Raw genomic sequence first — 25,997 nt, 5'->3', positions numbered from 1 at the left:
ATGAAAAAGTTTACTAGTATACTAATTCTAATGTTATTTAGTTTAAGTTCAATTAGTAATTTGGCTAGTGCAGCATCAATAAAAAATGGAAACCTTTCAGGTAATGTCACAAACATAATTGAATTGGACGAGAATGAAACTAAAAAAGCTAAAGAGAATTTTAATACAAATTTAAATGAAGCCCTAGTTCAGGAATTACCAGTTAGACTTAAAAACGCAGAGAATAAAGGAAATAATAAAGAGGCTAAAGAAATCAAAAAATTAATGAAATCTTTGAAAGATAAAAAAAGTAAAACCATATTTACTGACAAAAAAATGGGATCAAATATCAATACACCTTTACCAGATTTAACAGTAAAGTTGGGTGAATTTGAAACAGTTACTGATGAAAATGGTGATTTTAAATTTCATAATATACCCGTAGGTAAGTATAATCTAATAATAAAGTTTAAAGAAAATATCATAACTAGTGATTTTTTAGATATAAGAAAGGGTGAAAATCATTTTGAAATTGAGATTAACTTAAGTGGAGAGGCATTTTTTGAGGGTTCACAAATAATGTCTGAAACTAATATGGTTAATTCAGAAATAGGTGAGGCAACAACAACATATTACTCTACAAAGGCTATTGGTAGCTACGTCGGTGAGGGTAAGGGAAGAATGAAAATTATTGCAAGTAATAACATTGTAGGGTGCAATAAGGCTGCAAAAAAAATTGCAGATTCTGCAAAATTCCCTTTTAATAGCTCTGATTGTTCAATTGCAATTGAACGTGGTGCAGCATACGCAAGTAATAAGACATTATTTTTTTATTGGAGTGAAAATTACGTATGTTACATAGAAAGTATTCAAAGTGCACTTTCTTACATGGGCGATAAGTCAACAAACGTATATTGTAATGCCAAGAAAAAAAATGGTGGGCATTACAATTGTTCATGGTTTAGAGATCATTCAGAAAGACTACACACTCATTAATTTCATAAAAAATTATTGTATATAATAATATGATTAGATTTCTTACTTTAAATATAATTTTATGTTTCCTTGTATTGTGTTTAAATAATTATTTTTTTAGATTCAATCAAACTGTTGAAATATTAGACTCTTCAGAAAAATCTTACGAACAATTAATAAATAGGAATGGTGTTGTATTAACCCCGAAGATAATAAAAAAGATGTTAGGAATTTCCCCTAGTAGACATTTCTCTACTACTAATGAAAACTCTAAGCAAATAGCCATAGCAGTTTTAGATTCTGGTGTATTTCCACATGAAGATTTAACTAAACATGTTAATAAAATAATTGCTTTTAAAGACTTTGTTAATAATTATGCTGAACCATATGATGATAATGGGCACGGTACTTTAATAGCAGGGTTGATAGCCGGAAATGGCAACACATATGAAGGTATTAATAATAAAACTAATATTGTTGGAGTAAAAGTTTTAGATAAATATGGTGAAGGTAATATTCAAAACACAATTAATGGAATTAACTGGGTTATTGAAAATAAGGACAAATATAATATAAAAATTATTAATATTTCCTATGGTTTTAATGAATTAAGTAAAAGAAGTTTAGGGATTTTAAAAACTAGTATAAATAATGCAGATAAAAATGATTTAATGGTCATTTGTTCAATTGGAAATAAAAAAATCATACAAAACGTGTTTATTAATAGTGAAAAATCTACCTACCCTGCTTCTTTTAATACTGTTCTTTCAGTTGGAGCTATGGATTATTTAACAAGAGATACAATGTATTCAACAAACAAATACAGAATAGCCCCATATACAGTTTCTTACATTAATAAATGGATGTACATTAAACCAGACTTTATTCTTCCAGGTACTAAAATTCTTACACTTAATTCAAATATAGGATACCTTCCCAGTCATACCATATATTTAAAAGAAAAATACACAATTAGTTCAGGATCATCCTTAGCTACAGCTGTTTTGTCAGGACTAGTCTCTATATTATTTGAACAGTTTCCAAATAAAACAAACAGTGAAATGAAAAGTGTAATTTTAAACCAAAGTTATGCTAGTCAGCTTGATAACAATTTTCTTAATAATCAAAAGAAGTATTTGTATTTTAATGAAAGTTTCGGTGAATAGTTTGAATCAGAGGATTTTATTTATTTGTTTAATTCTTTTACTTGTAAGTTGCAGTCACAAGACTACTTCTTCGTATATAAAAACCTATGAAATAAGAGCTGAACACTCTTATAATAATAACATTTTAAGTGGAGAAATTAAAATTCCCTCCAAATATGCTAAACATAATATGGAGTTAAATGCAAAATTAAGCATGTCTGAGGAAAATAAACAAATCAGTATTTTAAAATTAAAAAATAATGGAGAAATATACTCTTTTAGTCAAAAACTACCGAAAGAAGGTAGATGGAATATTATATATACTTTAACTCATCAAGGTCAAACTATTATTAAGAAATACACTGACGTTTTTGGTGATATGCAGATGGACTTAAATGAAATTGAATTTTTAAAAATTTCAACTAATCCAAATCCAGTTATACCAAATAAAGATGTTAGGATTGAAGTCAACATATTAAATAAAAAAGGAAGTTTGTTAAAAAATTGTGAGGTTATATTACAGATAGAAAATAATGATATTAATTATGTTAATTCTTTAAATATGAGTAATAAAAATGGTATATATACGATTAATACTAAACTACCTAAAAATGGGAGGTATAAATTAACTACTCATATAAATTATAGTAAGGGTCACAAAATGGAATCAATGGATCTTTTAGTTGGTAACAAAAAATAGTCCTTTGCACTTTCCGAGAAAACATTCATTTTAAGTGATTTGAAAAGGGAATCAACAGAAAAAAGTCATCCTTAATGGATGACTTTTTTGATTACTACTGTCGAAAATTCTTTAGAAATATTTTCAGAATTTAATATCAAATCCGAATATACTGTTATATAATAACATAAGTAATCAATATCTGTTATATAACTGAATGGAGGAATCATATGACAACAGAGCTTTCAAAAATTAAAGTTCTAGGTAATCATGTAGAGGGTTCAACTGACATTCTTACGACCGAAGCATTAAGTTTTTTAGAGCAATTACATCTGAGATTCGATCAACGTAGACAACAGCTGTTATTAAACAGAAAAGAAAGAATGTGTTTTTTACAAAATGGGGGAAAGCTCGAATTTTTAGAGGAAACAAAATACATTCGTGAAAGTGATTGGACAATAGCACCTATTCCAGAGGATTTACAAGATCGAAGAGTAGAGATAACAGGACCAGTTGATCGAAAAATGATTATCAATGCATTGAATTCTGATGCGTTTGTTTTCATGGCTGATTTTGAGGACGCTACTTCTCCAACTTGGGAAAATATAATTTCAGGTCAGGTTAATTTAAGAGATGCTGTGAATCGAACAATTTCACTTCAATCAAATGGAAAAACATATAAGTTAAAAGAGAAGCCAGCTGTCCTAGTAGTTCGACCAAGAGGCTGGCATTTAGAAGAAAAACATATCACTGTAAATGGTGAAAATATGTCTGGTAGCTTAGTAGATTTTGGACTTTATTTCTTTCATAATGCAAAACAGGCAATAAAAAACGGATCAGGACCTTATTTTTATTTACCAAAAATGGAAAGTTATTTGGAAGCAAAATTATGGAATGATGTTTTTTTATTTGCTCAAAATGAATTGAATATACCTGTTGGAACTATTAAAGCAACTGTATTAATTGAAACAATTGCTGCTTCATTTGAAATGGATGAAATACTTTATGAATTAAAGGATCATTCAGCAGGATTTAATTGCGGAAGATGGGATTATATTTTTAGTTTCATAAAGATGATGCGATACGACAAATCAATTATTTTACCTGATCGATCTGTTGTGACGATGGAAGTACCTTTTATGCGTTCATATTCTCAAAAAGTTATTCAAACTTGTCATCGTAGAAATGCTCCAGCAATTGGAGGAATGGCAGCTCAAATTCCAATTAAAGATGATAAAGAGCGAAATGAAGTTGCGTTTGAAAAGGTAAGAAAAGATAAAGAGCGTGAAGCAAAAGATGGACACGATGGAACTTGGGTAGCTCATCCTGGTTTAGTAGCTGTAGCTCTTGAACAGTTTAATCGATTTATGCCTACACCAAATCAGATTCATAGAAAACGTGAGGATGTTAATGTAACTGAGGCGGATCTTTTAGAGATTCCTAGTGGTGTTATTACGGAGCAAGGTCTCAGAACAAATATAACAGTTGCGATTCAGTATATTGAAGCATGGATAAGCGGTCGAGGTGCGGTGCCGCTATACAACTTAATGGAGGATGCTGCGACTGCTGAAATTTCGCGTGCGCAAATTTGGCAATGGGTGCGTCATGAAAAAGGTGTTTTAGAGGATGGTACAAACATTACTTTACAATTAGTGGAATCATTAAAAAATGAAGAAATGATGAAACTTCAACTAGAAATTGGGAAAGAACAATTTGAAGCAAAACGATTTAGTGAAGCAATTGGATTATTTGATGAGTTAATTACCAACGATGAATTTGCTGACTTTCTGACTTTAAAAGGATATAACTTTTTATAAAATTAGGAGGAATTGAATATGACGAAAAATCGTGAAAAGCGTATTGCTGAATTACAGGAAAGCTGGGAGCTTGATTCTAGATGGAATGGCATTACAAGAACATACACTGCTGAAGATGTAATTAAATTAAGAGGATCAATTGATATTGAACAAACATTGGCAAAAAAGGGTGCGGAAAAATTATGGAAACTTCTAAATGAAGAAAGCTATGTGAATGCACTAGGAGCATTAACTGGAAACCAAGCAATTCAACAAGTAAAAGCAGGTTTAAAGGCTATTTATTTAAGTGGCTGGCAAGTAGCAGCCGATGCAAATCTTTCAGGTCAAATGTATCCAGATCAAAGCTTATATCCGGCAAATTCTGTACCAGCAGTTGTAAAACGAATTAATCAGGCTTTCCAACGTGCAGATCAAATTCAATATGTTGAAGGTGGAGAAGAAATCGACTACTTCGCACCGATTATGGCAGATGCAGAGGCTGGCTTCGGTGGACAATTAAATGTATTTGAACTAATGAAAAGTATGATCGAAGCAGGAGCAGCAGGTGTGCATTTTGAAGATCAATTGTCTTCAGAAAAAAAATGTGGCCATTTAGGTGGGAAAGTATTATTACCAACACAAACGGCGGTTCGTAACTTAATCTCTGCTCGTTTAGCAGCGGATGTAATGGGAGTTCCTACCCTGATTGTTGCCCGAACTGATGCAGATGCAGCAGATTTAATTACAAGTGATATTGATCCAGTCGACAAACAATTTATTACTGGTGAAAGAACACCTGAAGGTTTTTATCGTACGAAAGCGGGGTTAGATCAAGCAATTGCTCGTGGTCTTGCTTATGCACCGTATGCAGACTTAGTTTGGTGTGAGACGTCAGAGCCTAACCTAGAAGATGCAAAACGTTTTGCAGATGCTATTCATGCTAAATTCCCAGGTAAATTACTAGCTTATAACTGTTCACCTTCATTTAACTGGAAGAAGAAACTAGATGATGAAACAATCGAGACATTCCAACAACAAATTGCAGCAATGGGTTATAAATTCCAATTTGTTACCCTTGCTGGTTTCCACGCATTAAACTTTGGCATGTTTGAATTAGCTAGAAACTACAAAGATCGTGGAATGGGAGCATATTCAGAACTTCAACAAGCTGAATTTGCAAGTGAACAATATGGCTATACTGCAACAAGACACCAACGCGAAGTTGGAACAGGATATTTTGATCAAGTAGCTCAAATTATTACTGGTGGAACTTCTTCAACAACAGCTCTTAAAGGCTCTACTGAAGAACAACAATTTTCATCTAATTAATTAGTAAAAAACCACTTTTTTCAATTGTGAGAAAGGTGGTTTTTCTATTGGCTTTTATCCTAAAATTTAGTAAACAATGACACTTCTGTTAAAGTATTCAAAAAATGATTTTACAAATAAAGATTTGTGATATTATTTCTCTAACATCAATGTTGCTACTATACTTCATGTTAAAAAATTTTTTATCTGATCTTGTTAAACTTAATTGATGGTCATCTATTTACTTAAGAGACTATCTTGAAGCCAACAAAATTTAACAGTTCAATACTAATAACAGAAGGAGTTGTAAGGATGAATCATGTGAAAGGACAAGTTAAAGTATTAAATGAGTACGAGATTAATAAGTCAACAATGGCAATCATTCCAGAATTTACTGTCGATTTAGTTGTAATTTCAAAGGTATACGAAACAGATGATCATTTTTATGTTTTAATGAAACCGATTGAAATTATTGAAAGAAGCTGTGCTTACTTCGGGAGTAGTTACCGGGGTAGGCGTGAAGGAACTAAACAAATGATTTCCATCACTCACAAACCACCAATAGCGATCAGCTCAATGAATCAAATTTTCTTTTTCCCCACTTCATCTTCTTTAAAAGTAGAATGTTCTTGGATCTCCTACAATCATGTTGCTAATTTCAGAGGCGGTAAATACAATCGATCAGTTGTTGAATTTTTCAATGGTGTTGAACTTCCATTAGAAATATCTCGTGGTTCATTTGAAAACCAATTATACCGAACAGCACATTTAAGGGCGATTTATGAAGATCGGCTCAATCCTGAAAATACCCAACAAAAATCTTACAAATTAATTCCTGATAACGAAATTACCTCATATATAAAAGGAATATCAGTTCACGAAAAATAAAAGTGAAAGATAAAAATTTTGACTACTTAACATATAGTAAAGTAGTTTTTTTATGGGGATTTTTTGAACAAGTATGTAAAAGAAATAATAGAAAAGATTATTGATAAATTCCGGAATTTAGTCCGTTTAATTCTTAATAAGAAGGATTTGTTAAAGTAGATTGTTGATTTTTTTGTAACTACAAATGGTATGGAACTTTAGTATAGCGATTGGCTCTTTCGGTTTCTATTTTTGAATTTCACTCAAGTACTATTCATTTTTTCACATTTAATATTATAAAGTGTTCAATCTGAGTAGAATTTCTTGCATACACAAATTGAGGTTGGAAATAGTAACATTATACTTTTTACTTTTTAATAACTGGAGGATATAGATGAAATTACACTCTGGAACCTATTATTGGCCTACTACTTTTCCTGATGCTCCATCATATCCAACATTGGAGGAAGACCTATCTTGTGATGTATTAATCATTGGGGGTGGAAGCTCAGGGGCACAATGTGCATACTATCTTTCCGATTCTAATTTAGATGTGGCGGTAATTGAAAAATCAACCATTGGCAGCGGGAGTACTAGTACGAATACGGCCCTCCTTCAATATTCCGGTGAAAAAATGTTTACTGATTTGATTAACACCTTCGGAGAAGATTACATTAAAAAGCATTTACAACTACTGAAAGAAGCCATAAATGAAATTGAAGCTGCCTCAAAGAATGTCATCATTAATTGTGAATTCAACAGAAGAGATACTCTCTATTCCGCAAGTTGTGTAGATGATGTTGAAAGTCTTAAGAAGGAATATGAATTCTTAAAACAGCAAAACTGTGAACTAACTTTTTTAACAAAGGATGATATTGAAGAAAAATATCCTTTTAGCAGGGATGCCGCTATTTATTCATACAATGATGCAGAAATTAATCCTTTCAGATACACCCATGCACTTTTGGATAACGCCGCAAGCAAAGGAATTCGTATATTTGAACATACGGAAATGAACGGTCACCATTATGATAAAGAACAAGAAAAGATGATTGTTACTACAAATAATGGTCATTCGATCAAAGCACGATATATTATTTTCGCAGCAGGTTATGAAGGAATAGAGATTAAAAAGGAGAAAAAAGCTTCCTTTGTGAGTACATATACGGTAACTACCCAACCAGTCAAAGATCTTTCCGAATGGTATAACAGAACACTCATTTGGGAAACGGCTCGTCCCTATTTATTTATGCGTACAACTAGAGATAACCGGATTATCATAGGCGGACTTGATGATAATACTTCGTACTCTGAAGATCGTGATAGTAAACTGATTCACAAAAAGAAGAAACTGATTGAAGAGTTTAATAAAATGTTTCCAACTATTCAAGTACAGCCAGAATATTACTTAGCTGCATTTTATGGAGGCACAATCGATGGCCTTCCGATTATCGGAAAATATGAAGCAATTCCAAATAGCTATTTCCTATTTGCCTTTGGTGATAACGGGACGGTTTACAGCCAGCTGCTGTCGAAGCTTATTGTAAAGGAAATTGTTGAAGGGAACTGTCCAGATTTAGCTCTATACTTGCAAGAGCGACCTTTGCTAAACAATTGATTCAATTGAACATATAGGCTTTGTTAAACTTTACTCCTATGGGAAAAGAAAGAAGGGTGAGACCCCGCAGGCGTTCCGAAGAGCTCACATCTCTCTCAACTAAAAAAGCGAGCACCCTGTAGTAGTAATCAACATGATGTTACTTATTAAATTTACAAATTCTATTTCAATGAATGAAAAAACTACTTTTCCATCCAGTGAAGTAGTTTTTTTATTTATTTTTAAAATAGTTTATTAGAATTACATTAAGCATTATTTAGGAACAAATTAGTAAAAATTTTTTTATAAGATAATCAGTCAAATTATTACAAAAATACTAGTTAGAATCATTTATTATTATTGAATAAATAGTTATATGTGATAATGTTAACAGTAAGGATATCTATTTAGAAATACGGCTTAAGGAGAGATTCATATTTAAATGAACGTTTTTGACTTAAAGGCTTTTTTTACAGAAGAACATTTTTTACATCTCATTCAACAATACAAAGATTATGGTCCATTAGTTGGAATATCAATCCCTTTTATTGAAGCAATTTGTCCAGTTCTACCTTTGGTCATTTTTGTATTTGCTAATGCAGCAGCATTTGGGCCACTATTAGGTTTTTTATATTCATGGATTGGTTCTTGCTTAGGTTCCATTTTACTATTCTATGTTGTTAGAAAATTTGGTCAGAAACGATTTTTTTCATTTGTAAGTAAGCATAAGAAAGTAGAATCATCAATAGGGTGGATTGAAAAAAGGGGATTTGGTCCAATTTTTATTATGTTTGCGTTTCCATTTTCACCATCTTTTTTAATAAATATAGTAGCTGGTCTGTCACGTATCAAAATATCACAATTTCTAATCGCATTAGTACTTGGAAAGTTTACGATGATCGCGATGATTAGTTATTTAGGGAAAGATTTAACTTCAGTATTTCAAAAGCCGATTAAAGCATTGTACATAGGAATTTTTATATTCGTATTATGGATTGTTGGAAAAGTGATTGAGAAACGTATGGACATCAAAGAAAAAACAACAGAGAAAAAGAGTGCGTCTGAATCATCTGATGAGCAATAAAGCATTATTACTCAAAAGGGAGAGAGCAACTTTATGCTAAGAAAAGAAGTATTAGACTGGGGAAAAGCGATCATTATTGGGATCGCAATTGCTTTTATTGTAAGAACGTTCTTATTTTCTACATATGTAGTTGATGGAGAATCTATGATGCCAACTTTAAAGGATGGAAACCTACTAGTTATTAATAAATTTGGATATGAAATTGGTGATATTAACAGATTTGATGTAATTGTATTTCATGCAAATAAGCAAGAAGATTATGTTAAACGTGTCATTGGTTTACCTGGAGATACAATCGAATATAAAGATGATCAGCTTTATGTTAACAATAAAAAATGGAATGAACCATATTTAAATGATTACAAGAGTTCTTTAAAAGGAACAACTTTTACACCTGATTTTAATTTAAACGAAGTTACAGGTAAAACGAAAGTTCCACCTGGCTATGTTTTTGTTGAAGGGGACAATCGACCAAAAAGTTATGACAGTCGTTTGTTTGGATTTGTAAAAATTGATAAAATTGTAGGGAAGGTCGACCTACTTTATTGGCCGCTTTCAAGTTTGAATACGAATTTTAACAAATAAGCTCCTTATGGGGGCTTTTCTTATTAATTACACATTAGATTGTAATATAAACGAGACGTTGAAATGAAAATCAACAAAACAATTTTACTGAAAAAAACAACCATTATTCTAATACATTAAGGGGGGAATTATATGGCGTTTCAATTTATATTAGGACGTGCAGGAAGTGGAAAAACGCATCACATTTTAAATGAAATGACAGATAGATTAAAGATTGAAACAAAAAATATCATCTTTATTGTACCTGACCAAATGACCTTTCAGATGGAATATGAATTAGTTAAGAGGCAGGAAAAAAAAGCAATTATTAATTCCCAAGTTTTTAGCTTTACTCGATTAGCATGGAAGGTTCTACAAGAAACAGGTGGAATCAGTCGGATTCATATTGGTGAAATTGGAATTTCAATGATACTTCGAAAGATTATTGAGGAAAAGAAAGAAGAATTGAAAGTTTTTCATCACGTTGCTGATCGACAAGGATTTTATAAGGAACTAACAGGTCTTATTGCTGAGTTTAAAGGTTTTCAAGTTTCTTCAGATGAATTATCTTCCGTTATATTACAAATGGAGCAAGATTCATCAAAGGATCATATCTTTATTCAACAAAAGATAAATGATATACAAATAGTGTTTGATGCTTTTAATGCATATATGAAAGATAAGTATCTTGATTCAGAAGACTATTTAAATTTGTTGATTCAAGAATTACCTAAAAGTGATTATATAAAAGACAGCATTATTTATATCGATGGATATTATGACTTGGCACCTCAAGAGCGAAATGTAGTTGAGGAGCTATTGAGATGTTGTAGTGAGGTGAATTTTTCTTTAACACTCGATCGACCATATGATGATTTTTTACCACATGAATTAAATTTATTTTATAAACCAGCGCTTCTATATCAACAAATTAAAGAGATTGTTTTAAATACAAAGAAAACAATAAAGCAACCTGTTCTTTGTCATCATAACTTTAGAAATCAATCGAATGATTTGAAGTATTTCGAAACGAATTTTGATAACAGACCAGTTAAGCCTTCGTTTGAATCAGATGGAATTAAGATTATGTCGGCATCTAATCGTCGAGCCGAAGTAAATGGGATTGCAAAAGATATTATTAATAAGGTACGTGATCAAGGATACCGATATCGTGATATTGCCATTTACTTAAGAAATGGAGATTCCTATTCACATTTGATTTCAACTATTTTTCATGCGTACGAAATACCCATTTTCATAGAAGAAAAGCGTTCAATGCTAACGCATCCATTATTTACGTTTTTACAAGCTACTTTCGATATCATTCAAAAAAATTGGCGATATGAATCAGTTTTTAATGCATATAAAACTGAATTAGTTTATCCATTTGAAAGCAATCGTGATAAGAATCGTGAACAGCTCGAGTTATTTGAGAATTATTGCATAGCGTATGGTAAGCAAGGAAAAAGGTGGACGGTTGAAGAGCCATGGAAGTATCGAAAGTATCGCTCAACTGAAGGTATTGATAGAGGGACAACAAATGAAGAGTTAGAATTCGAGGCATTAATCAATTCAGTAAGAGATTTATTAGTTAAGCCAATTCTTACATTTCAAAGCAATCTAAAGCAAGCAAAAAATGCGAGAGAAATGTGTGTAGCATTATATGAATTTGTTGAATCAGTAGATATTTCAAGGAAGCTTCAACGTTTAAAGGATGAGGCAGAAAATCGATCCAATTTAATTGAAAGCAAAGATCATGAGCAAGTTTGGAAAGGGTTTATTCAACTTTTAGATGAATGCGTTGAATTAATAGGAGAAGAAAAACTATCACGTAAAACATTTTTTGAAATTCTTCAAACTGGTTTTCAATCTCTTCAATTTGCGAATGTTCCTGCATCATTAGATCAAGTAAACATAGCTGATTTTGATCATTCAAGATTACAAAATGTAAAGTGTGCTTATATCATTGGTGTAAATGAAGGGGTTATTCCAAGGAAGGCTAATGAAGACGGATTATTAGGCGACACTGCCAGAGAGTTTTTACAATCATTTGGTGTGGAAGTAGCACCAACAAGTAAGCACCAATTATTTGTAGAAAATTTTAATATCTATACTGGAATTAATCGAGCAAGTCATGAGTTAATCATTAGTTATCCTTTAGCAAGTGATGATGGGAAAAGTCTTGCCCCATCAAGTCTTATTCAAAGGATCAAATCGATTTTTCCAAATATACATCAACGTTTTGAAAGTGGAGACTTAACATTTAGTTCCGTAGAAGAACAGCTTACATCTATTACAAATTATAATACAGCGTTAACGAATTTAGTCTCTCAGCTTCAAGTTTGGTCGACTAAGGAAACTGAAGCGAATATGGATTTATGGTGGACGCTTTATAATGTTTTACGAGAAAATTCTGATTCAAAAGATAAACTGTATAAAGTAATAAGTAGTGTAATGTATAACAATGTTGCGAAAGATCTTGGAGAAGATTTAAGTACAGAATTATATGGGGAAGAATTGAGTGGATCGGTTTCACGAATTGAGCTTTTCCATCAATGCGCATATGCCCACTTTGCACGATATGGTCTCAAGCTACAAGAACGTGAAATTTATAAGTTTGAATCATTTGATATGGGTCAATTATTCCACAGTGCTTTAACAATTATTGGAGAGAATCTTTTACAGACCGGAAAAAGCTGGAGTAGTTTAACGAATTCAGAATGTGATGAATTAGCAGCAAAAGTAGTAGATGAAATCTCTCCAAAGTTTCAACGTGAGATTTTGCTAAGTACGAATCGATATATGTTTTTAAAGAAAAAAATGAAGGATGTTATTGCTAAAGTATCCTCAATTTTAAGTCAACAAGAGCATGCAGGTAAATTCGTCCCTGTTGCTTTAGAAGTACCTTTTGGTATAGGTAAAAAGTTAAATTCTTATGAACTTCCGATTGATGGGAAGAGAAGAATGGTATTAAATGGTCGAATTGACCGAATTGATAAAGCAACAAGTGAAAAAGGCGATTACCTACGAATATTGGATTATAAATCAACGAAAAAGGAATTAAAATTATCAGATGTATACTACGGACTTGCTTTACAGTTACTAACATATTTAGATATAGCTGTAGCAAATTCAACAACATTACTTGGAAAAAACGCGGACCCGGCTGGTATTCTTTATTTCCATGTACAAAATCCGATTGTTAAAGTTAAAAATAATATTGAACTCGATGAAATTCAGGATGAAATCTTTAAAAAGTTTAAAATGAATGGATTACTTTTAGAAGATCGTGAAAGTAATACGTTAATGGATGAAGCATTAATTCAAGACGGAAGCACTTCAAAAATTGTGCCGATTAGGCTTAAAAAAACCGGAGAGTACATGGCAAAATATTCAAAAACGGTAAAGCCGGAACAATACCCAATGATGACGAATTATATAAAGCAAAAATTTACTGAAGCTGGTCAGCAAATATATAAAGGCTTTGTAGAGGCAAATCCATATCAGCAAAAGGATAAAATACCATGTACATATTGCTCGTACCAATCAGTATGTCAATTTGATGCAAATGTAAAAGGAAATGAATATCGTGTTCTACCTCCTTTAGAAGATAGCGAAGCATTACAAAAAATGATCGAGGTGGTGAATAAAGATGAGTAAAGAAGAAAATAACGTAAGTAAAACAACATGGACAGTTGACCAGCAAAAAGCGATCGATTTCGAAGGGTCAGATATTCTTGTAGCCGCTGCTGCTGGTTCTGGAAAGACGGCTGTTCTTGTTGAACGAATTATTCAAAAAATCATTCGTGATGAAAATCCAATAAATGTTGATGAATTACTTGTTGTTACTTTTACAAAAGCAAGTGCCCAGGAAATGAAAGAAAGGATCGGGATGGCATTAGAGAAACAACTTGTAAATAATCCTGAATCTGATCATTTAAGGAAACAAGCGTCTTTGTTAAATAAAGCTTCAATCTCAACTATTCACTCTTTTTGTACTGAAGTCATTCGATCAAATTACTATATGGTAGAATTAGATCCAAACTTCCGTACTGCAGAAGAAATTGAGATTCAATTACTGATGGATGAAGTATTAGAAGAGTTGATGGAGTCAGAATACAGTGATGAGTCTAATTTAGTCTTCTTTGATTTAGTTGATCGATATACTAGTGATCGAGATGATAATGATTTACCAAAATTAATATTAAAGCTATATCGTCATGCAATTTCTAACCCAAACCCAAGTGAGTTTTTAAATGCATTCATTCATCAATATAATGTAGTCGGTAAACCAGTTGATGAGATTCCTTTTATTCAAGAGCTTAAGAAATTTATTCAAGATGATATGTTTGCTTGTATAAACACTTATAAACAAGCATTGAATATAATAGAAAGTCCTGATGGCCCAATCAAGTATGCTGAAGTGTTTAAAGAAGAGTATGGTAATTTAGAATGTTTATTCTATGCTTCAGAAAAATCATGGGAAGAAATTAATGTTGGTCTACAAAAAATAGTATTTAATCGATTGCCCACTATTAAAAAGACAGAGGGAGATCAACAGAAAAAGGAATTAGTAGCGAATTTCCGAAAAGATGTAAAGAAGAAGATTGATGATCTAAAAGATAAGTATTTTAATCGAAGTATTGACGTTCAATTAAAACAAATAAGTGAATTAAAGCCCCTAGTTGAAAAGTTAATTGAACTAGTTAATCGTTTCATCGTGTTATTTAAAGAAGCAAAATTAGAAAATGGAATTTTAGATTTTAATGATTTAGAACACTATGCACTTGAAATTTTAAAGGAAAAAGACGAAAAAGATTTATTAGTACCTTCATCGGTTGCAAGAGTTTATCAAGAAAAGTTTAACGAAGTATTGGTAGATGAATACCAAGATACGAATTATGTACAAGAATCGATTTTAAGATTAATCACAAAAGGCTCAGGAGCTTCTGGTAATCTTTTTATGGTTGGAGATGTTAAGCAATCAATCTATCGCTTTCGATTAGCAGAACCCCAACTTTTTATAAATAAATACAATTTATATGAAAAAGAGAAAAATGAAAGAACTGGTTTAAGAATCGATCTTTCTAAAAACTTTAGAAGTAGAGCGGAAGTATTAGATGCAACCAATTTTATTTTTCAACAAATCATGGGAAGTGAAATTGGTGGAATTGAATATGATGAAGATGCAATGTTAAAGCTAGGTGCTAGCTATCCTGAATACTCAGATTGCGCTGCTGAATTAATCTTATTAACGAATTCGGATGAAGAAGAAAATGTGACTGAGTACAGTGAACAAGAAGAAGATGATCTTGTTGAAGAAAAGCTTGAACAAATTGAGGCAAGATACGTAGCAAGAAGAATAAAGGATTTAGTTGAAAGCGAATATTTAGTAACGGAAAAGACTGGAGAAATGAGACCAGTAAAATATAATGATATTGCTATTTTAGGCCGTTCATTATCGAATGCTGATTTATATATCGAAGAATGCAAAGCGCTAGGTATACCATTATATGCGGAGAAATCAAAGGACTTATTTCAAACAATTGAAGTGGCAGTCTTTTTAAATTTATTAAAGCTAATCGATAATACGATTCAGGATATTCCGCTTGCGTCTGTCCTACGTTCTCCAATTGTAGGACTTTCGGAACCAGAATTAACGATGATTAGACTTAATCATAAAAATGGATCCTTTTACGATGCGTGTCAAGATTATCTAAATAATTATGAAAACCGTCATAAACAGCTTTCAATTAAATTAGTAAATTTCTTTGCACAGATAAAGGAATGGAAACGACTCGTTAAAAGGGAGACACTTTCAATCTTTATTTGGAAGGTATTAAAGGAATCTACATACTATGACTTTGTCGGAGGGTTACCAGGTGGTAAACAAAGGCAAGCAAATTTAATTACGATATTTGATCGTGCTAAGGTTTTAGAAGAATCAAATTATAGAAGTTTATTTCAGTTTTTAAGATTTTTAGATCGTATGCAAGAAAGAGATGAAAAGCTAGATGAGGTTCGTATTTTAAGTGATCAAGAAAATGTCGTTCAAATGATGACAATCCATAAAAGTAAGGGATTAGAGTTTCCTGTCGTGTTTGTCGTGAATACATCTAAGCAATTTAATATGCAGGATTTAAGAGCAAAATTCATTTTACAAAAGGAATTAGGATTAGGTATGAATTTTGTACATCCTGCGTATCGTACGACTAATACAACTCTTTTGAAGGAAACAATCAAGCGCAAGGAGCATTCAGAGTTAATTTCCGAAGAGTTACGAATTCTTTATGTTGCATTAACTCGTGCAAGAGAAAAGCTTATTTTAGTAGGTAAGGTAAATGATGCACAAAAAATGATTGAAAATTGGAAGGAAGTTGAAAACCATAAAGAATGGCTACTGCCATTAAACGTTATTAGTGGTGCTAAAAGTTATCTAGATTGGATTGGTCCGTCTATCATTCGGCACGATTCTAGTAATGCAATTAGACTCGAAGATGATTTGTGGCATACAAAAAATGAAATTCAGTTTTACCCATGTCGCTGGAATTATTCTATTGTAGATGCTTCTACAATTCAATCATTGGAAACTGAGGAAGTGGAAAATAATAAAATCGAAGTATTTCAAGCTTTTCAGTCAAAGGAACCGATTCAAATTAACAATGATGAGCTGCATGAAAAACTAGAGAATCAATTAAACTGGCAATATTATCATAGACAATCAACTCTTTATCGACCAAAACAATCTGTTACAGAATTAAAAAGAAAAATGCAAGAGGAAGATCCATATAGTCAAAGTTTTACAGCGACTAAAACAAAAGATTTTCCACTTGAAAGACCGAAATTTATGTCAGAACAAAAAATGAACTCAGCTGAAAAAGGAACTGCTACCCATGCTATAATGCAAAATCTAGATTATCAATTTGTTTCATCTCATGAAGAAATCATAGATCAGATAAATAATATGGTTTTAAAAGAATTAATTACCCCAGAGCAAGGAAAAGCTGTAAATAGCTTGGAGATTTTTGAATTCTGTCAATCACATCTTGGTCAATTAGTGGCAAACGCAAATCAAAATCTGCGCGAAGTACCATTTAGTTATGGTGTTTCAACAAATGAAATTTATAAAGATTGGGAAGATGAAGAGGAAGTTGTATTAATCCAAGGGATCATTGACTTACTTTTAATTGATGGAGACGAGGTTATATTAATTGATTATAAAACCGATCGAACTGGTGCATTTGCAACAATTGATGCCTTGAAGCAAGAAGCAATTAGAAGATATGGTATTCAACTCGATCTTTATTCAAAGGCAATTGAAGCGGGGATGGATAAAAAGGTTAAAGCTAAATATCTTTACTTTTTCGATGGTGGTCATATTGTAGAGTTATAGGAAAAAGCCATGCTCCTGCATCGCTTCAGACTGTAGACAAACTCGATGAATATCGAGTTTGCCTACAGTCTTTTTTATTTTAAAATAGAATTAGTAAAATTTTCTAGAGGTGAGATCTATGCTTTCAAAACATCATTCAATTCAAAGAGATCAATTAGAAATGATCACACTTGATCAACTTGTACGGGAAAATCACTTAGTTCGAAAAATAGAAGTATCAATTGATTTTTCTTTTATTTTATGATTTGGTGAAAGACATGTATTCTCCTGTGGGTCGCCCAAGCATCGATCCTGTTATTTTAATAAAATTAACCTTTATTCAATATACATTTGGTATTCGTTCCATGCGAAACGATTGAAGAAGTGGAAACAAACATGGCTTATCGTTGGTTTTTAGGCTATGGCTTTTACGATAAAGCACCTCAATTTTCGACCTTTAGTAAAAACTATGAGCGTCGCTTTCAAGATTCCGATTTATTTGAACAGATTTTCTATCGTATTTTAAAATTAGCTGGAGAAAAAATTAATTAGTTCCGAACACGTTTTCATTGATTCTACCAATGTGATAGCGAGTGCAAATAAGCATAAGTTTGAAAAGAAAGTTTTTCGTAAAGAGACCCGAGCGTATCAGGAACAGCTACAAAAAGAAATTAATGATGAACGTGAGGACCATGGAAAAAAGCTGTTTCCCCCTGAGAAAGAAGAAGAAAAAGCAATCAAAGAGAGTACAACTGATCCAGAAAGTGGCTACTATGTAAAAGATGAACTGACCAAACAATTTGCCTATTCTTTTCATGCAGCTTCAGACCCTAACGGCTTTGTCTTAGGAAGTATAGTGACTCCGGGGAACATACATGATAGTCAAATGTTGGAACCATTAGTAAAAGAAGTGATTAAGAAAGTCGGAAAACCTACTGCGGTTGCAGCAGACGCAGGATACAAAACACCAGCTATTGCGAAATTCTTGATTGATAATGAAATGACACCAGTTTTACCATACACACGACCACGAACAAAAGAAGGTTTTTTTCGAAAACACTAGTATGTTTATGATGAGCACTATGATTGTTATCTTTGTCCTGCAGGAGAAGTTTTGGCTTATTCGACAACTACGAAAGAAGGCTATCGTGAGTACAAATCACCTAAAAGATTTGTACGACATGCCTTTATTTAGCGCAATGTACGGAGAGTAAAGATCATCAAAAAAGTGGTGACTCGTCATATTTGTATTTGGCAACAATACATCGAAGAAGTAGCACATCTTCGTCATCATGAAGAAGTAAAACCGATCTATGCGAAACGAAAAATAATAGAGCGCGTTTTCGCAGACGCAAAAGAAAAGCATGGTATGCGTTGGACAACTTTAAGGGGACTTAAAAAATTGTCGATGCAGGCGATGCTTACTTTTGCATCCATGAATTTAAAAAAGATGGTCACCTGGACATGGAGTGGTCCAAAAACAGCATAAAAAATGAGGATAATAGAAGCCAATCCTCACTCAAAACATAAAAAAATGACAAAGGGGTTCGGAATAAGAGCATTCCGAACCCCTTTTGTCGACAATCTGAAGCGATGCTCCTGCAACGCTTTTTTTTATAAAGTTGCAACTTCATTTTGATCTGCTAAATCGGCATCAAGTGTATTAGTGGCATTAGCACCACTTACTGTTGGTGTTAGAAAACCTGTATTTCCTGAACCTGAGCCATAATATGCTTTTGTTTGAGATTTTGGTGAGATATTATTAAGATCTCCAGTATTGATATTTCCTTGATTGAGTTGGATTACGACTGCACCTAGAAATGTTGGCATTTATAATTCTCCTTTCTTAATCTGGTATTATTGTTTCTGGTGTTTCTGTTTTTTGTGTTCGCGCAGTTGGTAACACCGGTTGTACTGAGGCAACTGGAGGAACCGGTATTACAGGTTGTGCAGGAATTATTTGTGTCGATGTTGTAGTTAATGGTTGCATTAACTGAGAAAAAGTCGGTTGTGCATGGTGACCTGGGGTTTGATAATGTATAGTAATCGGTGATATAAAATGTCGTACTTGATGAACACGGGACAACATAGAAGCACTATGAACCGACCCAATAACAGAAGCACTCGCTGAACTTATACCCATATAATTAATTAAACCAATTTGGATTGTAGGATTAAGATTTATCCGATTCAAATTCACATTAGGAACATAAGGAAGATGCTTTGGAATTACTTTGTAGATAGGATAAATTTCAAAAACATCTCTGTTTGGAACTGCTAATATGTTTCCCTCTTCCTGTAAGGCAAGAGCATTTGATTCTGCATTGATTGAAAATGCATCTCCAAATTGTAGAACGCTTGAAAATAATACTGTGTTAACATTATAAGACTCTACTGAGGCTAATCGAAATCTTGGATCAATTTTAAACATTAACTTACAGATAAAGGTACAAATGGTCCAATAATTAAAGATTCTGGTGGTGTGTCATATAAAGAGGATAGTGAAATATTATGTGCGTCTCCAATTAAAAATAATGAAGATGAAGCAATGGCAGTAAACTTTATTTCTTCTACTTGTAAATTGCAATTTGTTACATTTAAATTCATCCTTTATTCTCCTTTCCAATATTATGTGGTAAGTTTTGTAAAAAGGCACTATACGCAGTTCGAATATCATTTAACATGTGTAATACGACTTCTTCAGAATATCGGAGTGGATTTTCAGTAAAGTCAGGCTTATTTTTGTATAGGTCGATATAATAAGGTATTCTTATATCCATTTGATTTCGAATATCATCAATCATCATTTGACGATAATAATCATCTACTGAAACCCTAAGTTCTGCTTCTAATTGGAGGATTGTTTCTAGTGCCTCTTCTTTCAAGTGGAAATGAATTCTTTCTTCTATATATGCTTTCAAGGCTTTCAAATTATTGTCAGGTTTAATATCAATTTGTTGGTTTTCTACTGTTAAATCATCGAATGTTGGAGCTTGAAGAGGATTCAGTCCAATTGTTAACGTACCATTTAAATTTTCAACTTTTAATTGGTCAAATTTATATTCAATTTTATCAATTTTTGTCTCGGGTCTTTGAGAAAGTTCAATAACAGTAGCTTCAAGTTGAGCTATTCTATTCTTTAATTGTTCAATTATTTGAGATTGCTCATATAGTAATTGCTCAATCTGAGTCTGTCTTAATTCAAGTTGATTCATAGCATTCCCTCGCTTTCAATTTGCTACAGGAATAATATTATGTCTCTTGCGAAGTTTGAACAATTTGACCTGGTTCAGTAATTGGTGGTGCTGCTTCTGAATAATCTCCAGTATTATTTGTTATCGTTTTAGCATTTATATGTCCTGTTGTACCAATTTGAAAAACAGATGAGTTTACGATCCCACCGGTTTTTAGTTGATTAATAATAATTGTTTGATGTATATATATATTCAAACGACACCCTCCTTTACATGTTGCCAATCATTGGTTGATCAACTTGATCTTGATCATATACGTTCGAAATACTTTTATTGTTATAAACAGTTACATGATCACCTGTATTAAACGAACCAGCACCGGCATACGTTTGAGCATTACTTTTAGGTAAGATATTATATGCGTCACCTACGTTAACTACACCGCTACTACCGATACTTATAATATTAATTACTCCAACATAAGCAGGCATGACTGTACACCCTTTGTTCTTTTTATGATTATGTATTATATGGCTATTTAACCAAAAACGTGATTGTAGACTATGTATTGTTCAGAAGTATTAATTTTTATAATAGGAAGAAAAGGATTTAGGGGGAAATAAAAAGAAATGGGATATCTTATTCTTTAACAAAAAAATACTAGCTGCAATTAGAATAAACTAATCGCAAGCTAGCTATTAGGCTCTCCTTTTAGAAGAGGTAAAGGTCGAGATCATATTCATTAGCCTGTCCAATTCCTGGCTACATAAGACTGTTTTCTTGTTCGTAAAGCCATATCGTCCCGCATAATATACCATTCGGGCCCGTTTTTTCTCTATAACATGAAGCAGCAATTTAGTCACCAACTTTGTTCAAGAATAGGGAATTATGTCTAGGTCTCACGATGTATGTAATGCTATTATACAAAATCATTTTCATATGAGAAGACATTCGCTAAAAGAAGTGTAAAACTTACAAAATACTACAATATTCATCTGCATTCCATCTTGGGATAGTGGAAATTGAAAGGTTTTTGTAGGATAAACTATACTGAGTGTCGAATTGTAAGGAGCTATAGATGATATTGAATTTATTTTCGACAGTAGATTACAATCCTAGATTAATATAATTTATGATTTTTAAAAATGAATAGTAAGTCATGCTTTTTATAATGGTTAATAGGTATAAAATCATAGCTTTTTTTGAACAATTTGTGAATTTTTTTAAAATCTTTTCCATTTCCATTTCATCTACATTTTTCCTTATTCAAGTACTTATGTTATGATTATTTAGACTATATATTTGGGAGGAAATGAAATGATTCACTTACATATTACATCGTGGGTAATCGCTATTATTTTAGCTTTAATTGTTGGGCACGGATACAAAAATGGTTGGAATGTGAAAGTTGCTCATATGATTTTACGTCTTTTATACTTCGTTATTTTAGGAACAGGACTGTATTTATTTATTCATATTTCTAATAAAGAAAATATGCCGTCTAATATGATGATGCTTTATAACGTAAAAATGACACTTGGTATTCTTATGTTAGGTGTGTTTGAATATTTCACAGTGTCATCTAAGAAACACCGTAAAATGGTTGTTCCGGCAACTATTTTTACAGTATTTATTTTAGCTTTATTATATTTAGGATTTAGATTACCACAAGGTTTTCACTTCTTTGCATAATAAAAAAACTGTCACAAATTTCTTGTGACAGTTTTTTGTATTTATGAAAGTTGAGTTAATAGGTAGCGGTTACCTGTTGCTTTCGTAAGTTCAAATCGATGGTTTTGTTCTTCAGATGAAATTCTAAATTGGTGATATACTGAACAAACAAGTTCTCCATTATCAAATACGATGAAATTTACTCCTTCAGAAGGTGAACCTTCAGGTTGAAATGAAAGGAAGTTGTGACAGTACAAGCAATCGTATAGGGAAAAACTATGCGTATTTAATAAGTACGCTAAAGTATAAAATGATTCATCGCTCAAATTTTTCAATAGTGAATCGAAGCTATATAAAAGCTTTCTTTGAATACGAAGGATATCGCCATTTTGTAATTTTTTCTTTTTGGAATACTGAATAAGAAAATTACCATTTTTTAAAGAAGCTGGAACCCACTCTTCATTTATAGAAACTTCAAAATCTTCATCGATAAGATCCTCAAGTAAAAATGCCTCATCAGTTTCATCATCGAAAAAGACCCATTCATCATTTATTTCTTCAATTGCTCCAATAGTAAAAGCGCGAGGTTGCTTTTGAAATAATTGTGATCGGTGCTTAAATTGCATTAAGTAACCTCCAGTTACAAGCGTTCTGCTGTTCATTGTTTAATTACATAGGTTCGAGTGAAAAGTAGTGATTCGGACATTTTATTGAATCATAAAATTAAGTATCTAATAGAATCTTTTTTTCGTTCGAACCTTTTTTTGAATCTCGAATATTGTTTAAATGGATTAAAAATTTTACTCTATTTTCCGACCGGTATTAGGATTTATAAATCAAAATAGCTGCGTTTATTTCGATTTGAATAAAGCTGCTACTTTTTTCATTTATTGACATAACTTAACTATTTTATAACTATGCAAAAATTAAAAAAACGTATGGACAAATAATGATAAGTTACAAACTTTTTTTGAGAATTAACGCACCTATTTTAAAAAACAATAATACGATATAGAATTAACTTTAGTTTTATAGGGAAATAGCCCAGAAAGGAGAAAAAAGCATGTGCGGTATAACTGGGTGGGCAGATTTTCAAAAGGATTTATCCGATGTAAATTCAGTCACAAAAAAAATGGCTGAAACATTGTCAAAACGAGGTCCAGATGATACGAATATTTGGACGTCTAATCATTGTAGTTTTGGTCACAAAAGATTAGTTGTAGTTGATCCAGTAGGTGGAAAACAACCGATGCGTAAGACGAAAGGTAACTTCACGTATACGCTTTGTTACAATGGTGAGTTGTATAATACAGAGGATATTAGAAAAGAACTTTTAAAGAGAGGCTACACGTTTCAAGGGCATTCAGATACTGAGGTTCTACTTACAAGCTATATTGAGTGGAAGGAAGCATGTGTAGACAAATTTAATGGAATATTTGCTTTTGCAATCTGGGATGAAGAAAAGGAAAGTTTATTCATTGCAAGAGACCGTTTAGGTGTTAAACCTTTATTTTATAAAGAAGATTATAAAAGATTATTATTTGCTTCAGAAGTAAAGGCAATTTTAGCAAACCCTGGGGTAAAGGCTGAATTAACTGAAGAAGGGCTCTCAGAAGTATTTGGACTTGGTCCATCTCGTACGCCTGGAAATGGTGTTTTTGATGGAATTAAAGAACTCCGTGGTGGTCATGCTATGACATTCTCAAGAAATGGACTTAAAATATGGAAATATTGGGATGTTAAAAGCGATATACACACAGACTCAGTTGATGAAACGATTGAAAAAGTACGTTTTTATGTTGAAGATGCAATCGTAAGACAATTGGTTTCAGATGTGCCTTTATGTACGTTTTTATCAGGTGGAGTGGATTCTAGTACGATTACAGCAATCGCTGCAAATCATTACGCTAAAGAAGGAAAAGGACAATTAACCACTTATTCAATCGATTATGAGGAAAATGATAAATATTTTACATCAAGTGTATTCCAACCAAATTCAGATGTACCTTGGATTGAGTTAATGTCTGCAACCTTTAATACAAATCATCAAAGATGTGTCATTACGAATGAAGAACTGGTTCAATATTTAGATGAAGCTACAGAGTGTCGTGATCTTCCAGGAATGGCAGATGTCGATTCTTCATTATTATGGTTTTGTCAAAAAATTAAACAGAACTTTGTAGTAGGTTTATCAGGAGAATGTGCTGATGAAATTTTTGGTGGGTATCCATGGTTTCATCGAGAAGATGATTTGAATAGACCAGCGTTTCCTTGGATGAGATCAACAGAACTTCGTCAAAAGCTTTTAAAAGACGAATGGAGTAAGAAACTAAATTTAGCACAGTATGTTCAAGATCGATACAATGAGACTGTAAAAGAAACGCCAATCCTTGAAGGAGAAAGTCCATTAGAAGCTAAAAGAAGACAACTGTTTTATTTAAATCGTCAGTGGTTTATGGCGCAATTATTAGATCGAAAAGATCGGATGAGTATGGGAGCGAGCCTTGAAGTGCGTGTTCCTTTCGCAGATCACCGACTTGTCGAATATGTATGGAATATCCCGTGGGAGCTTAAAATGTATGGCGACCGTGAAAAAGGCATTTTAAGAAAGTCTCTTGAAGGTCTGTTACCAGATGATATCTTATACCGCAAAAAAAGCCCATATCCAAAGACGCATAACCCAGTATATACAAAATTAGTTGTTCAAAAATTAAAAGAAGCCTTAAAAGATAAAAGCTCAGCTCTTTACGAGTTTCTTGATAAAGAGCAATTAACTAGTTTAGTTGAAAGTGAAGGAAAAGCATTTCAAGTTCCATGGTACGGACAATTAATGTCTGGACCTCAATTACTAGCTCATTTATATCAAATTCATGTTTGGTTTAAAAAATTCAATATTAATGTGAAAGCCTAAAGTATAGGGGTGATCTTTTTCACCTCTTTTTTGTATGGTTAAATAAAGAAGCTAAGAAGAGGTACGGCGGGACTACAAATAAAAAGTTGGAAAGAGCAATTAAAAAAGTGGAATCGCAATTAAGAAAAGGGATCACATTAGTCTTATAATTAATCATAAAAAACCTAGCCATATAGAATGACTAGGTTTTCATGCTGTTGAAAAACTACCTTGTCAATTAATTATCAAATATTCGTAAAAGGAGTAAAGTGATGTTGATTTCCACTACAGGGTGCTCGCTTTCCATGGGGCGAGATTCTTTAGCCTCCTCGGCGAGCCGAGGCCACTGAAAAAGTAAATTTTGATCAAATTTTGCTTTTTACGAAAAATCAATTCCCATAAAAACCTCGATTTTTATAGATAAAGTGGGGATGACACATTAAGTTTTAACCCATTTTTGAGACAAAAGTGGGGATGGAAATTTTAGGGAATTGAACTTTTTCAAAAATCATAGAGTTATTCAGCGGCCTAGGCGAGCCTGCGGGGTCTCAGCCTTCCCGCTAATCCCATAGGAGTCGATCACCCCTCCGTTCCAATCAACTTATTCAATCAAAAAAAGTCTGCAATAAATACTAGTCAAATAGCCTTTACTTAGAGTAATCTAACTGTTGTATATTAATCAGCTTGTAGATCAATTAATATCGTACAATTATTAAACTAAACAATCGAATTTGTTTTCCTAAAAAAAGTCCATAATATTATTAACTTCTAAAAAATCATTATTAGTGTTATTGGAATCATGAAATTGCTCAAACATATTTACATTTAAAACCATTAAAGATCATTCGAAAAATGCTAATGTATCATGATTAAATG

At 32.5% G+C, this 25,997-nt stretch carries 21 protein-coding genes and 1 pseudogene; 14 read left to right on the top strand and 8 right to left on the bottom strand.

The window, feature by feature from the left end:
- The 12 genes and pseudogenes from MY490_RS17050 to MY490_RS16995 all read left to right on the top strand — a co-directional run bounded on the left by MY490_RS17050 (position 1) and on the right by MY490_RS16995 (position 18,855).
- Complete coding sequence (locus MY490_RS17050) at positions 1–975, top strand: carboxypeptidase-like regulatory domain-containing protein (protein ID WP_248266740.1); 975 nt, start codon at positions 1–3, stop codon at positions 973–975.
- Between the two features lie 29 nt (positions 976–1,004).
- Positions 1,005–2,120 (top strand): S8 family serine peptidase, encoded by a 1,116-nt coding sequence (locus MY490_RS17045; RefSeq protein WP_248266739.1) that lies wholly within the window; start codon positions 1,005–1,007, stop codon positions 2,118–2,120.
- A 1-nt stretch (position 2,121) separates the two neighbouring features.
- Complete coding sequence (locus tag MY490_RS17040; protein ID WP_248266738.1) at positions 2,122–2,799, top strand: hypothetical protein; 678 nt, start codon at positions 2,122–2,124, stop codon at positions 2,797–2,799.
- A 209-nt stretch (positions 2,800–3,008) separates the two neighbouring features.
- Entirely contained in the window at positions 3,009–4,595 is a 1,587-nt protein-coding gene (gene aceB, locus MY490_RS17035) for a malate synthase A (protein ID WP_248266737.1), read from the top strand.
- An 18-nt stretch (positions 4,596–4,613) separates the two neighbouring features.
- Positions 4,614–5,903: an isocitrate lyase gene (gene aceA, locus MY490_RS17030; protein ID WP_098234710.1), complete on the top strand. Its 1,290-nt coding sequence runs from the start codon at positions 4,614–4,616 to the stop codon at positions 5,901–5,903.
- A gap of 291 nt (positions 5,904–6,194) precedes the next feature.
- Entirely contained in the window at positions 6,195–6,770 is a 576-nt protein-coding gene (locus tag MY490_RS17025) for a competence protein ComK (RefSeq protein ID WP_248266736.1), read from the top strand.
- 373 nt (positions 6,771–7,143) lie between these two features.
- Complete coding sequence (locus MY490_RS17020; protein WP_248266735.1) at positions 7,144–8,367, top strand: NAD(P)/FAD-dependent oxidoreductase; 1,224 nt, start codon at positions 7,144–7,146, stop codon at positions 8,365–8,367.
- 421 nt (positions 8,368–8,788) lie between these two features.
- Positions 8,789–9,430, top strand: a complete 642-nt coding sequence (locus MY490_RS17015; RefSeq protein ID WP_248266734.1) for a TVP38/TMEM64 family protein — start codon at positions 8,789–8,791, stop codon at positions 9,428–9,430.
- Positions 9,431–9,463: 33 nt separating this feature from the next.
- Entirely contained in the window at positions 9,464–10,015 is a 552-nt protein-coding gene (gene lepB / locus MY490_RS17010) for a signal peptidase I (protein WP_248266733.1), read from the top strand.
- Between the two features lie 132 nt (positions 10,016–10,147).
- On the top strand, positions 10,148–13,654 hold the full coding sequence (addB, locus tag MY490_RS17005) for a helicase-exonuclease AddAB subunit AddB (RefSeq protein ID WP_248266732.1): 3,507 nt from the start codon (positions 10,148–10,150) through the stop codon (positions 13,652–13,654).
- A complete protein-coding gene (gene addA / locus MY490_RS17000) occupies positions 13,647–17,387 on the top strand; it encodes a helicase-exonuclease AddAB subunit AddA (protein ID WP_248266731.1) in 3,741 nt (1,246 codons plus the stop codon). Before addB ends, addA begins: the two co-directional genes overlap by 8 nt.
- A gap of 118 nt (positions 17,388–17,505) precedes the next feature.
- A pseudogene (locus tag MY490_RS16995) lies at positions 17,506–18,855 on the top strand (IS1182 family transposase).
- Positions 18,856–18,980: 125 nt separating this feature from the next.
- On the opposite strand, the gene MY490_RS16990 reads toward MY490_RS16995, so the two are convergent.
- The 7 genes from MY490_RS16990 to MY490_RS16960 form a co-directional block, all read right to left on the bottom strand.
- Positions 18,981–19,196, bottom strand: a complete 216-nt coding sequence (locus tag MY490_RS16990; RefSeq protein WP_248266730.1) for a spore germination protein — start codon at positions 19,194–19,196, stop codon at positions 18,981–18,983.
- Positions 19,197–19,212: 16 nt separating this feature from the next.
- Positions 19,213–19,797 carry a spore germination protein GerPE gene (locus tag MY490_RS16985; RefSeq protein WP_248266729.1) on the bottom strand — a complete coding sequence of 195 codons (585 nt, stop codon included), beginning with the start codon at positions 19,795–19,797 and terminating at the stop codon, positions 19,213–19,215.
- Positions 19,797–19,973, bottom strand: a complete 177-nt coding sequence (locus tag MY490_RS16980; protein WP_248266728.1) for a spore gernimation protein GerPD — start codon at positions 19,971–19,973, stop codon at positions 19,797–19,799. Before MY490_RS16980 ends, MY490_RS16985 begins: the two co-directional genes overlap by 1 nt.
- Positions 19,970–20,581: a spore germination protein GerPC gene (gene gerPC / locus MY490_RS16975; RefSeq protein WP_248266727.1), complete on the bottom strand. Its 612-nt coding sequence runs from the start codon at positions 20,579–20,581 to the stop codon at positions 19,970–19,972. Before gerPC ends, MY490_RS16980 begins: the two co-directional genes overlap by 4 nt.
- Positions 20,582–20,618: 37 nt before the next feature.
- Positions 20,619–20,816 (bottom strand): spore germination protein GerPB, encoded by a 198-nt coding sequence (locus MY490_RS16970; protein ID WP_248266726.1) that lies wholly within the window; start codon positions 20,814–20,816, stop codon positions 20,619–20,621.
- Between the two features lie 13 nt (positions 20,817–20,829).
- Positions 20,830–21,051, bottom strand: coding sequence for a spore germination protein (locus tag MY490_RS16965; protein WP_248266725.1), 222 nt, complete (start codon positions 21,049–21,051; stop codon positions 20,830–20,832).
- A 207-nt stretch (positions 21,052–21,258) separates the two neighbouring features.
- Positions 21,259–21,378 (bottom strand): aspartyl-phosphate phosphatase Spo0E family protein, encoded by a 120-nt coding sequence (locus MY490_RS16960; protein WP_082459568.1) that lies wholly within the window; start codon positions 21,376–21,378, stop codon positions 21,259–21,261.
- 499 nt (positions 21,379–21,877) lie between these two features.
- Here MY490_RS16960 and MY490_RS16955 point away from each other — a divergent pair, with 499 nt between their 5' ends.
- Positions 21,878–22,252, top strand: coding sequence for a DUF1516 family protein (locus MY490_RS16955; RefSeq protein ID WP_098427745.1), 375 nt, complete (start codon positions 21,878–21,880; stop codon positions 22,250–22,252).
- Positions 22,253–22,293: 41 nt separating this feature from the next.
- Here the strand turns inward: MY490_RS16955 and MY490_RS16950 are convergent, their stop codons facing one another.
- Positions 22,294–22,857, bottom strand: coding sequence for a DUF2777 family protein (locus MY490_RS16950; protein WP_165347025.1), 564 nt, complete (start codon positions 22,855–22,857; stop codon positions 22,294–22,296).
- Between the two features lie 437 nt (positions 22,858–23,294).
- Between MY490_RS16950 and asnB the strand changes: the two genes are divergently transcribed.
- Entirely contained in the window at positions 23,295–25,142 is a 1,848-nt protein-coding gene (gene asnB, locus MY490_RS16945) for an asparagine synthase (glutamine-hydrolyzing) (protein ID WP_248266724.1), read from the top strand.
- Positions 25,143–25,997 lie beyond the last annotated feature (855 nt).

The sequence above is a fragment of the Gottfriedia acidiceleris genome (genome assembly GCF_023115465.1).
GTDB lineage: Bacteria > Bacillota > Bacilli > Bacillales > Bacillaceae_G > Gottfriedia > Gottfriedia acidiceleris_B.
This window is presented reverse-complemented; position numbering and strand designations above follow the sequence as displayed.